Source organism: Candidatus Tisiphia endosymbiont of Nemotelus nigrinus (assembly GCF_964026475.1).
Classification (GTDB): domain Bacteria; phylum Pseudomonadota; class Alphaproteobacteria; order Rickettsiales; family Rickettsiaceae; genus Tisiphia.
In genome coordinates this window covers 603791-616362 of record NZ_OZ032151.1, presented here as the reverse complement: position 1 = coordinate 616362, position 12572 = coordinate 603791, and the positions used below count along the sequence as shown (strand labels likewise).

Here is a 12572-nt window from a genome sequence, read left to right as displayed (position 1 = left end):
CTTAGCCCGGATATTGCATGAAGGTATCAAGATTTACCTATGAACCCTTTGTAATATAAGGAGTTTGGAAGAATTGCACAAAAATACAAATTGTATATTTAAAATTTTATATATTTTAGCCTGTAGCCCTCATGAGACAAGGGCTAGCACAATTGGTTCATTTCTATCATGCAATATCCGGGTTAAATCTTGGTGGCAAGGCACACGATAAACACATTAAAATAAATATAGGGTTAAAAAATTTAATACCAGCAAGTGTAAGGTTTTGCGACAAACAAGCTGACTCTAGTGAGAATGTAACCCTTGTGCAAGTTATTAAAATGTAATTTGTGACTAATTAAGGCAAAACGTCAAAAAGTAGGAGAATTATGGCTTTTAACTTTCAACAGTTATGCTCCTAGAGCCTTAATGAATTAGACACTTATATCATAATTTAAAGATATAAGTGTCTAGCTATATTTTCTTCGATACTTGTACTATAGCAGGTCTAAGTAATCGGTCTTTTATCTTATAACCTGATTGCATAACTGCCATGATGCTATCTTGCTCATGTTCATCTGATACTATTTGTGAAATTGCATGATGTATATTGTAATCAAACTTTTCCCCTAATGATGGTTCTATTGACTCTAGACCGTGCTTTTGTAATATGCTAGTCAACTCACCTTTAGTCATTTCTACGCCAGTAATAATACTGGATATATCTCCTGCCATATTTTGTGGCTTATGCTCCAAAGCTCTAGCAAGATTGTCGTTAACACTGAGCAAATCTTTAGCAAAAGAAAAAATGGCATAATTTTTTGCTTCTTCAATTGATTTTTCTAGACGTTTCCTATTATTGTCAGATTCAGCTATTGTCCTTAGCAATTTATCCTGTAAAGTCTCAATTTGACTTTTCAAACTAACAATCTCTTCCAATCTATCTTGTAGAACTAGGGTATCAGAAGACTGGTTTTCTACTTCATTTAGTAGTTGTTCATCAGAGTTAGTATCAATTTCCTGATTATTACTATTGTTCTTTTGTTGTTTTTCCATATTTACAGCCTTTTTCCTTGCAAAAATCTACTTTCTTAACATATAGTGTAAAGCTTTGTATTTTCAAGTCAATTTTAATTAAGTAATAACATATGAGAGCTTTTGATAGAAAAAATAATCAATTACGTAATATTTCAATTGAACCTTCAGCTCTGCTTAACGCTGATGGTTCGTGTCTTGTTAAGTTTGGCAATACCCATGTAATATGTAGTGCAACCTACGAAACAAGTGTCCCGCCATTTTTGCGTGGGCAAAATCAAGGCTGGATAAGTGCTGAGTATGGTATGTTACCACGTTCAACTCACCAACGTGTCAAGCGTGAATCGACACAAGGAAAACAATCAGGTAGAACACAGGAAATTCAAAGGCTAATTGGCAGATCGATGCGTACAGCAATTGATCTAAAAGCCTTGGGAGAGAAACAAATCATCCTTGATTGTGATGTAATTAATGCCGATGGCGGAACTAGAACAGCAGCAATTACAGGTAGTTATATTGCGCTTCATCTAGCAATTAGATCATTAGTTGCTAGGCAGGTGCTTAAGACTAATCCTTTAATTAGTCAAGTAGCTGCTATTTCATGTGGTATATATAAGGGGCAGACAATAGTTGATCTTGATTACCTAGAGGATAGCAATGCCGAAGTAGATGCCAATTTTGTTTTTGCAGGCAATGGAAATATAATAGAAATTCAAAGCACAGCTGAAAAAAAAACCTTTTCCGAAGAACAATTTTATGATATGCTAAAATTGGCCAGGTGTGCTGCCTATGATCTATTTAAGTTGCAAAACCAAATATTATTAGGTGAAAGTTGATTTTTTGCCTTTATAAGGTATGAAGCTCTACAATGAGAGTATGTACTATAGATTAGGGCTAGTTAAAGAGCGTTTTTCTTCTCAATAGGAGCAATAAGGCTGAGTCCGATGCGTTAATTCAAGCTGGCAAAATTATTTAGAGAGTTTTTAGTTGGCAAAACAAAATATGGTAAGACGTGGTTTCAGTTAGAAGCTCATTCTATCGGTGGGATTAGCAATTTTGTAAAATATATGGTATATTATATAACTTATGCATTAACTGGCAAAAATGTTGGACAATACGGTCTTTCGGAGCATGTAGATAGTAAACCTATTATATTGAATGCTAAACAAATCGATCAAAAAAAGAACGAAGGAATCTCTCCTACCACAACTACCAACTTTGTAAAAAAAATAGAAGAAGACCGAAATAGAACTAAATCAGCACTATCAAAAAACGGCTCTGTTCAAAAAAGTGGGGGTGTGTCAAGATAAGGTGCATTAGTCTTACAGGTTCTAGTGAAAACATAATTTTTTTGGCTATGAATCGATTATTTCTTCGTAGGATATTTACTTCTATTACCTAGGTTCTGTGAAGTTTTCTAACGAAGCCATATAAAAGCTCCAACAAATTGCAAAAAAGACAAGAAAGCAGTAGCAGTTTTATCAAATCTCGAAAAAATTCGTCTAAAATGTTTAATTTTACCAAAAAAACATTCGATCGAATGACGTTCTTTATAGATATGTTTATCGTACTCCCTTTGCTGTTTTCGGTTCTTTTTTGATGGAATAACAGCTATACAATTTTGCTCTTCAAGCTGCTCAATAAAAGCATTGCTATCATATGCCTTATCGGCAAGGAGCATAGTATTTTTAATATCTTTAACCAATGAGTTGGCTTGTGTAATGTCATGTCTTTGACCTGCAGTTAAAATAAACTTTAAAGGATTACCAAGAGCGTCAACTAAGGCATGGATTTTAGTAGTAAAACCTCCTTTACTACGCCCTAAAGCTTCTTGATCTTGGCTATCTTTTTTATAACCTGCTGAGCATGCATGGGCACGAACTATAGTAGCGTCAATCATTGTTGATTCCATGTCAGGATTAGCTTGTACTTGCTCAAACAAATCGGTCCATATTCCTTTATTAGACCAAGTTTTAAACCTCATATGCACTGCTCGCCATGAACCATAAACACTCGGTAACAACCGCCATTGGCATCCTGAACGTGTTATGTACCATATTGCTTCAATAAATCGTCTAAGCTTATCCTCATTTCTTGTTTTTATATCTTTTCTTTTTCTTAATATTTCAATAATTTGTTGCCATTCTCTGATTTTTATATGATAATTCATTCCGGTAGTGTTTTTGATTGTCTAAAATAGAAAATACACTACCTCTCCTTCTTTTTAATTTATTTTTTTACAAAACTTCACAGAACCTAGTTTGCGGGCAAGATCTTATGCTAAAATGTTTTGAAGAATTGGTTTTGAGCAATTTTGCAGTATTCCCGTGTTCAGATACCATAAGTAACATTGATGTAAGGAAGATAAGAAAGTATTTGAAAGAAAGGTGAGAGGGATAATAATATTCTCTAACAGAATAAAAAAACACATGAAGAATTAAAAAAAAAATTAAAGAGAAAGTAATAAATAATCCGGACAGTTACTTGTATTTTTTTGATGAATCACGTTTTGGGACTCATTCTAACACTACAGTTGTAGATTTCAAAAACTAGAAACCATATTGTAAAGAAAACCCTCAAATTTTCTATGATTTCAGTTTACAACTGTAGTGCTAGGTTATAAGAACGAACAACCATCATCGCGAGACCACGAGAGTGGTCGTGGCAATCCATTTCTATTTCTAATAACTTTTTGGATTGCTTCGTAGCTACTAAAGTAGCTCCTCGCAATGACGTAGTGTGGCAACGTTCCTCACTAATAGACGGAATAATACTAGTCAGTCTATACTACGTGATAATTTTCCTATCTCAGTTTTAGTGAAGATAAACCAATTAGAGCAAATATTATAGCTATAATCCAAAAACGTATCACAACTTTTGATTCTGACCAGCCATGTTTTTCAAAATGGTGGTGTAAAGGAGCCATTTTAAAAATTCTTTTACCCCGGGTGGCTTTAAAATAATATACTTGAATAATTACTGATAAGGTTTCAATAACAAATAACCCGCCAATAATTGCTAGTACAAATTCATGTTTGGCAATAACGCTAACAATACCAAGAGCACCGCCGAGACTTAGGCTGCCAGTATCTCCCATAAAGACTTCTGCTGGTTGGGCATTAAACCATAGAAATCCTAGGCTAGCACCAACAATTGAAGCACAGAAGATAGTTAATTCAGAAATGTTTGGTACATAAATAATTTGCAGATAACTTGCATAGAAACTATTACCCACCAAGTAAATAATTAAAGTAAAAGAACCTGCGGTAATAGCAATAGGCACTATGGCAAGACCATCAAGACCATCAGTTAAATTCACTGCATTTGATGCTCCAACTATAACAAACATACTAAAGGGGATATAAAACAATCCTAAATCAATCAATAAATTCTTAAAAAATGGAATAGTAAGCAGATTATTTCCTTGGTTATTGGTATCCCTTAGTAGCAAACAAGCAATTAGACAGATAGTGAACTGAAATAATAATTTTTTCTTGCCACTAACTCCGTTATGGTGGTTTTTTGTTACTTTGGCGTAATCATCCATAAAACCAAGTATACCAAAGCTAACAAAGACAAATAACACTATCCATATATATTTATTAGTAAGGTCAGAAAATAAGAGCGTAGAAAGGCAAACGGTGAGAATAATCATTATCCCCCCCATGGTGGGTGTTCCTACTTTTATTTTGTGGGTTTCCGGTCCGTCGTCACGAATTGGTTGACCATATTTTTGTAAATTTCGTAAGATTCTAATTATCCTAGGTCCTATCAAAAAAGAAATAGTCAAACTAAATAATATGGCAAGTCCGATACGGAAAGTAATATAGTGGAATAAATTTGCGATATGCAACTTATGTATATAGGGGGCAAGAAGGTTATAGATCACTGATGTAGCTCAAAAAATTGGATGATTTTACTAAGTTGGGTACTGTTTGACCCTTTTATTAAGATTAATTCATTGCCCTTAAGTAATTTACTTAAGTTTTCTATTAATAGATCAACATTATCAAAATGTAATTTTTCTATTTCTTCTGGCAAAGATTGATAGATATATTTGGTATAATTGCCAACTAAAAAAACTCTGTTAGCACCAGAGTCGAGAATTGCTGGTACTAAATCCTTGTGCAATTTTATCGAATTGTCTCCCAATTCTAACATATTACCTATTATAGCAACTTTTTTTTCTCCACTAAGCTGTTTCAGATATAATAAAGCAGCTTTTACTGATTCTGGATTGGCATTATAATAATCACAAATAATTTGGTAGTCCTGACCATGATATTTGGCATTGATTAACTTACCCCGTCCATCCATTAATACTATTTTGCTTAATTGGCTTGCTGCTACATTAATATCTAAGTTCAATATGGCTGATATCTGGAGAGCGATAGTATAATTTCTAGCATAATGTTCTGGTACAAGAGGAATATTGATATCTATTTTACTGTTATGGATCGAATAACGTAAACGGACTTGTTGTCCAATCTGTTCATACGATGTTAAACTAGAATCTGCATATGGTGATTTACCAAAACTATATATATTATTAATCGATAATTGCTCAAGATTATGTAAAATTCGGTTATAATATGGACTATCTAAATCTATAATAGCTATGCCATCTTCTGACATTCCTTCAAAAATCTCACATTTAGCATCAACCAGATGCAGTTGAGACTGAAAAAATTCAAGATGAGCTTCCGATATTGTAGTAATGACTGATATATTAGGTCTAATCATTTTTGTCAGCTCTCTTATTTCTCCTGGATGATTCATACCCATTTCAAAAACAGCATATTCTATATCATCAGGCATAGAAGCAAGATTTATAGGCACGCCAAGGTGGTTATTAAAATTTCCTCGACTAGCAAAAGTAGAACCAAAATAACTTAGTACAGTTTTGATTGCTTCTTTAGTCCCCGTTTTACCACTACTACCAGTAATACCAATAAACTTTGCTTGAGATTTCTTGCGTTTATACTCTGCCATCTGATGCAAAGCGGCTAAGGTATCAGATACCTTAATTGCTTTGGTCTCAGGCAGCCCCTCTATTTCTTGGCTAATAATTACCGCATTTGCCCCACGTTCTAGAGCATGTAATGCATAATTATGTCCATCACTAGCCCCTTTAAGAGCAATGAACAAATCACCATCTGTAACGGAATTAGAATTGAACTGAATTTGTCCGCCATGAATATCAGGATGTACCTTTATATTCAACGCACTACTTAAGCCCTTTGCTGACCAAATCATTATATTATTAATTAATATTATATGCTACGCAAATAAGGGATCATTTTTATCCCAGATTTGCTTTAATTATCAATAAGTTTATTAGAAAGTAAACTTAATTTTAATAGAGCCTTGGTGGCTTTGATATTTCTTCTGTAGGTAGCAATTATATTCCACTAATAGTTTAGCATTTTTTCTCTCGATAAGAATATTAGCACCTATGTTATAATTTATTTTAGGTTGAGCTGCTATGGTAGTAGTTTGCGCTATACTATTATGTCCCCAATTTATCTCACTAGTTACTTTTTGGTTTTTGTGATTGAAATTTTGTGTAATAGCCCCATACAGTGAAGGTTTAATTGTTATAGAATCAGTAATCTGCAGTGGTAATAAAACCACTCTAGTACCAATTGTACCAGAAAAGGAACTTTGTAACTTAAGAGATGTGGAAATATTTTGTGTATCAATGATTTCATTATAGATGCCGTTTTGTGACCAGCCATATCTCAAACCTATATTAGGTATAATAGTGATGCCATTATTAGTTCTTATAGTATAGCTTAATAATGTTTCAACATTATAACTATAATTCCCATATTCGCCTGAACTGTTATAACGAACATTTCCTATAGTCCGGGTTGCTTTAATAGTACTATCATTGCGAGCAGCTGATATAACTCCTTGTAACGCAAAGGCTTTTCCTAAAGTCTTATGACCATATAAGGAAATATCATGGCTTGATACGTTGATTTTATCGTTACTTTCCACTCTAAACTGAAACTTTGACTGCGTATTACGATAAGCAATTCCTAATAAATCTTCTCCTAATTCAATGTCAAAACCAATAGTTATACCTTTAGTACATCCTCGATAACTATCTATGTTTTGTAATTTTCCTTGTTTACTTCTGCCATATAGACCACTAATCCATAAGCCTTTTGCCAAGGCTTGATCCTCGTCACCAGCCCCTATAATGCTGCTTAGTGCGGCTATTCTATCGAAGATATTATTATTTTTTATAGAACCTAAATATAATAGCGTATTAAGGTAGTTGTATGCCCTATCAACCACTTTAGATATGGTTTCTACAACAGGTTCAGTTGTAGTTATAGATTCCGTTTTAAGTTCAGGGGCTGGATCAGCTATAGGTTCCTGTTTAGGTTCTGAGTCAGCTATAGGCTCCTCTTTGGACTCCTCTTTATCTTCTTTAGATTCCCCTTCCAACTTATTTTTAAACTTATCTTCATGATTAGTCTCTGAATTAACTTCAGACTTATCTTCAGATTCACTTTTAGAACCATCTCCAGAAGTAGCTGTACCTCCAGGAGTAATTATAGACCCATCTGTAGAAGTAACTGCAGCTCCACCTCCAGGAATAATTGTAGACCCATCTGTAGAGGTAACTGCAGCCCCACCTCCAGGAGTAACTGTAGACCCATCTGTAGAGGTAACTGCAGCCCCACCTCCAGGAGTAACTGTAGACCCATCTGTAGAAGTAACTGCAGCCCCACCTCCAGGAGTAACTGTAGACCCATCTGTAGAGGTAACTGCAGCCCCACCTCCAGGAGTAACTGTAGACCCATCTGTAGAAGTAACTGCAGCCCCACCTCCAGGAGTAACTGTAGACCCAACTGTAGAAGTAACTGCAGCCCCACCTCCAGGAGTAACTGTAGACCCAACTGTAGAAGTAACTGCAGCCCCACCTCCAGGAGTAACTGTAGACCCAACTGTAGAAGTAGCTGCAGAACCATCTCCAGGAGTAGCTGTAGAACCATCTCCAGGGGCAACTGTAGAACCAGCTGTAGAAGTAGCTGCAGAACCATCTCCAGGAGCAACTGTAGAACCATCTCCAGAGGCAACTGTAGAAGTACCTGCAGAAGCATCTCTAGAAACAACTCCAGGAACAACTGAAGCTTTCGATACGATTATTTTATGACATGCGACGCTGACACTTTTTATGGCATTCATAAATGCAGTATCCGTAGCTATCTTTTCAGACACCTCATCTTGAACATCGCATAGATCCGTCACTATTCCTATATATTCTGCATCTGGTTCAGTTCCATCATTGATAATACTCAAAGCCTTTTCAAAATTTTCTTCACTTACTTTAGGAAATTTTTCTTGAAAACTTTTTTTAGTATACTGCAATATTATTGCTTCCAGCCTCTTTGAAGCTGGAACTCTATTTTTTATCTGTTCTAAATGCTTTGACCCCACAAACTCCTTATATTCTTTACTTTCAAAATATTTTTTACCAATTTCTGTATTAGGTATAGTTGGTGGTATAGTCTTTGGTGAAAGTACAGAAGTAATACCTATGGAGGACGCTTTTAATTTTGCAAGATTTGCAAGATTGTTAGCTCTAACTACTGAAGAAGCTGGTGGTGTTCCCCCTACTGATGTAGTAGTTGTTGTTACTGACGTCGGTAATGGTGGTGGTGGTGATGTTCCTCCTACTGAAGAAGCTGGTGGTGTTCCCCCTACTGATGTAGTAGTTGCTGTTGCTGACGACGATGATGGTGCTATAGAGCCAGCAGACCTTGCTTCGGCTGATTTTATCATTTCTGTTACAGTGTGTGTAGTAGTTTGATTTAGTATATTCACTAATTCGTCATCTGTTAAGTCCTTTATACAAGGCAACTGAGCTATAAATTTTTTCCTTAGTTCTAGGGTTATAGCCCTTACTAGAGGTTCATTAATTGCAACTCTCATTTCAAGAATATTATCAGCAAAGTCAACAAGAAACTGGGGGTCAACATAATTGTATACGTGTTCATTTGTTGCTTTTTCTGCCATCAATCTTACAAAATTTTCGCTACACCACTTGTTCAACGCCTTATTTATAGCATCTCCATTACTCTTATCATGTGCTGATATCTCTTTTATTGCTTTCCCCAAATCAGAATTTGGCATTATGGTTTGTAGTTTAACATTATCAGGTAATTCATCTAACTTATTAACGAACTCCAAGACTACTTTTTGTACAAGAGATTTATCTAATACTGAATAATTTTCAGATGCATAAATAATTTTATCTACTGTAGTTTTTGCCCTTTTTAATTCAAGTTCTTTTTCTATCTGAGTGAATTTTTCCTTATTAATTGCATTTTCGTATAACGCTGGAATCTTTAAGACGTAGAGTTTTGTCGTCAACATTTCATTCATTGCCTCATTTTTATCAGGAAAGACAAGCTTTTTTTTAGTATCTTTTTTCCAACTTTCTATATCTTTTAACTCTTTTGTTAATCGTGGCCCCGCATTACTTGTAACAAATGGATCTCTAGCTAATTCATCTATTACCTTTTCAGCTTCTTGCTCTACTAATGAATCCATTTTGTTACTAAAGAATGATAATACTTGCTCTGCTGTTAATGGTTCTTCCTTTTCTGATAGAATACGCATGACTCTTTCAATTGTTTTGTGCCGTATAACTTTCGGTATAGCCTCCATATCTATCTTATCAAACATAGCATTTCCTGTGGTATAATGTAACTTATATGTTCTACCGGCATCTGTTGTGGGGTCTAAAGGTGGAGTAGCAATATCAGATACTTTCTTTTTATCTGTTCCAACTGTTCTATCTTTTCCAACGGGGCTGGTCATTTTCGCAGAGTACAATTTGTATAATTCGGGATATTTTTTCTCTAATTTCTTCAATGCCAACTCAAAGGATGAAGGTATAGCTGAAGGTGAGAATGCAGATATACCTGTAGACCTGTGTGGAGGTGGAGGCGGAGGTGGAGGTGAAGATGGAGGTGGAGGCGGAGGTGGAGGTGAAGATGGAGGTGGAGGCGGAGGTGGAGGTGAAGATGAAGGTGCAGGCGGAGTAATTATGGATGAAGATGGAGCTATAGAAGTATCTCCGCCACTCTCCTTAGGTTTAAGATTCAACATATCACCCAATGGTTCTGGGTCAGAGGTAATAATAGAAATCATGGGTTTTAAGTTCCCCACGCTAACCAAATTGAGCATTTTAGCCATTACGCCTTTGTCTTTTATCTCTGTATGAATTATTCCTTCTTTCATCAGCTCTTCATTCAACTTATTCATAAAGGTTAGAGGAAATGAAGCTAGCTTATCTGCCGTTACATTTGGTAAAGATTTTAAAGGATATTCTACATCACCTGTCCAACTTTTCTGATTTTGAGTAGTGTCTTTTATACGGTTTATACTTAGTAATCCATTAACCACCTCGTTACGACCAGCTGCTGATAATATCTTGTTTTTTGTATCATTAGGTATATTTTGGTCACCTCGTATTTCTAGAACATGATCATCAACCCACTTTTGTAATTTAGGAACTATATCCTTTACCTTGTCAGGTGCATACTCCTGAACTGCTGCAAGTAGCTTACTTGTACCTATATCCTTATATTCTAACTTTATTTGTTTTTCTTCTTGAATTATTCCTTTTTCCTTAAGGTAAACATTTAGACGCCTATCAACATCTTCAGGAATATTATTATCAAATATCAGTGCTTCTAAACCTTTATCTGAAATGTTATCACAAAAATTTTCTGCTTCTTTTTTTATAATACCAACATTTTTGTTATCTCCTTGAGCAAGACTATAGGCAAAACGCAGTAATGGGCTTTCTAATTCATTAGGTATTTCAGATACACTAGTTGATATGATTTTCTGGGAGGTTATATCCTTTAAGCCTGATTTAGGAGTTATAAAAGTACCCATACGATTAAGCAGTGTAGACTTCACCGAGATGGGTACTGTCCCTGAAGGAGTTGCTGAACCTGGGGGAGTTTTTAGACTTGAAGGAGTTCCTGAATCTGAAGGAGTAGATCTTTTAGTCCGAGATACTATGTCTGTATCTCCTGTGCTTAGAGATGGTGGTGTTTTAGTATTAGCCCCAGCATGTGGAGTCGACTTTACAACTGCGGCTGCTATGCCTGTATCTCCTGCTCTTAAAGATGGTGGTGTTTCAGTATTAGTCCCAGCAGGTGGAATCGACTTTACAACTGCGGCTGCTATACCTGTATCTCCTGCTCTTAAAGATGGTGGTGTTTCAGTATTAGTCCCAGCAGGTGAAATCGACTTTACAACTGCGGCTGCTATGCCTGTATCTCCTGCTCTTAAAGATGGTGGTGTTTCAGTATTAGTCCCAGCAGGTGAAATCGACTTTACAACTGCGGCTGCTATGCCTGTATCTCCTGCTCTTAAAGATGGTGGTGTTTCAGTATTAGTCCCAGCAGGTGGAATCGACTTTACAACTGCGGCTGCTATGCCTGTATCTCCTGCTCTTAAAGATGGTGGTGTTTTAGTAGTAGCCCCAGTAGGTGTACCAAAAAAAGGGGGAGGAGGCGGAGGAGGAGGTGGTGGCGCTGACTCTTTTTTGTCTGCTCCTTTCACTTCTGCTGCTTTTGTTTCTTTTGGTGCTTTCTCTGCTGCTGTGTTTTTTATTTCTTCTGCTTTCTCTATTGAAGGTCGTGTCGTTTTCAAGAAGATTTCCATTTTTTTTTGTGCTTCATTAAACATTGGGTTTGAAGCTAGTTTGTTCAATTTTGGTTTCTCTTCTTCTTTGCCTTCTTCATCACTTTCTACTGCTCTATTTTTTTTCAAGGCCTTACGCAGGTCGGCCAGAGATGGATCTTCGTTTTTATTTGATACTTTACTTTTTTTATACTTTATTTTTTCACTCTCAGTCGTTTCAGTCGTTTTAATATTATTTATATTCAGTGACAGCACTAATTGGTCAATTATTTCCGGATTTTTTCTTTTTATTTCTTTTAATAGTTGCACTCGCTGTGCTATGGTTAGTGATTTAAATTCTTTTACCTTAGATTCAACTAGATACTCCTTTTCCTTGTCTTCCTTTTGCTGTTTCAGTTTCTGTTCTTTAGATCTTTGTTCAGCTTGTATTTTTGATGCTTTTAGCTTGTCTGATTCTATTGTAACAGTTGATTTATCTTGACCCCAGAATGTTGTTGCAAGATCTGATATGTTATATTGAGTGCCACCCGTTGGAGCTTTGTTCACCCTATTATTATACCCATCGTCACCCCAACCATCGTCGTCACTTTCATTTTCTTTGTCACTGGCACCACCTCCCAATGCCATAATTGGTGAGCCAACTACACATCCCAACATGAATATCAAAAGCAGTATCTTAATAGACTCAACTTTATTATTGATTTTAAATAAGGAAATAAAATTTTTTAGCATTATGTTTTCTGTAATTTTATTAAATTCCGTATCAAACGGATACTAGTATATTTGTTCAAGTAATGCAACAACTTATTACAATTTAATATGCTTGTAATAAATATCTCGCATCTCTGAAAGTATAAATATTTGTTAATTGAATA

At 35.7% G+C, this 12572-nt stretch carries 8 protein-coding genes; 3 read left to right on the top strand and 5 right to left on the bottom strand.

Going from position 1 to position 12572, the window contains the following annotated elements; translation table 11 throughout:
* Window positions 1–131: 131 nt before the first annotated feature.
* Window positions 132–326, top strand: coding sequence for a hypothetical protein (locus AAGD39_RS02880; RefSeq protein ID WP_341757099.1), 195 nt, complete (start codon window positions 132–134; stop codon window positions 324–326).
* 127 nt (window positions 327–453) lie between these two features.
* Here the strand turns inward: AAGD39_RS02880 and grpE are convergent, their stop codons facing one another.
* Complete coding sequence (gene grpE, locus AAGD39_RS02875; protein ID WP_341757098.1) at window positions 454–1035, bottom strand: nucleotide exchange factor GrpE; 582 nt, start codon at window positions 1033–1035, stop codon at window positions 454–456.
* Between the two features lie 92 nt (window positions 1036–1127).
* Here grpE and rph point away from each other — a divergent pair, with 92 nt between their 5' ends.
* Window positions 1128–1850, top strand: a complete 723-nt coding sequence (gene rph, locus AAGD39_RS02870) for a ribonuclease PH (RefSeq protein WP_341757097.1) — start codon at window positions 1128–1130, stop codon at window positions 1848–1850.
* Window positions 1851–2081: 231 nt separating this feature from the next.
* Window positions 2082–2324 carry a hypothetical protein gene (locus AAGD39_RS02865; protein WP_341757096.1) on the top strand — a complete coding sequence of 81 codons (243 nt, stop codon included), beginning with the start codon at window positions 2082–2084 and terminating at the stop codon, window positions 2322–2324.
* Window positions 2325–2431: 107 nt separating this feature from the next.
* On the opposite strand, the gene AAGD39_RS02860 is transcribed toward AAGD39_RS02865, so the two are convergent.
* The 4 genes from AAGD39_RS02860 to AAGD39_RS02845 all read right to left on the bottom strand — a co-directional run bounded on the left by AAGD39_RS02860 (window position 2432) and on the right by AAGD39_RS02845 (window position 12429).
* The gene (locus tag AAGD39_RS02860; RefSeq protein WP_341756107.1) at window positions 2432–3184 is read right to left on the bottom strand and encodes an IS5 family transposase; all 753 of its coding nucleotides are present in this window, start codon (window positions 3182–3184) and stop codon (window positions 2432–2434) included.
* 633 nt (window positions 3185–3817) lie between these two features.
* Entirely contained in the window at window positions 3818–4903 is a 1086-nt protein-coding gene (gene mraY, locus AAGD39_RS02855; protein ID WP_341757095.1) for a phospho-N-acetylmuramoyl-pentapeptide-transferase, read from the bottom strand.
* The gene (locus AAGD39_RS02850) at window positions 4900–6270 is read right to left on the bottom strand and encodes a UDP-N-acetylmuramoyl-tripeptide--D-alanyl-D-alanine ligase (protein ID WP_341757094.1); all 1371 of its coding nucleotides are present in this window, start codon (window positions 6268–6270) and stop codon (window positions 4900–4902) included. Before AAGD39_RS02850 ends, mraY begins: the two co-directional genes overlap by 4 nt.
* Before the next feature lie 81 nt (window positions 6271–6351).
* Window positions 6352–12429 carry an autotransporter domain-containing protein gene (locus tag AAGD39_RS02845; RefSeq protein WP_341757093.1) on the bottom strand — a complete coding sequence of 2026 codons (6078 nt, stop codon included), beginning with the start codon at window positions 12427–12429 and terminating at the stop codon, window positions 6352–6354.
* Window positions 12430–12572: the final 143 nt, after the last annotated feature.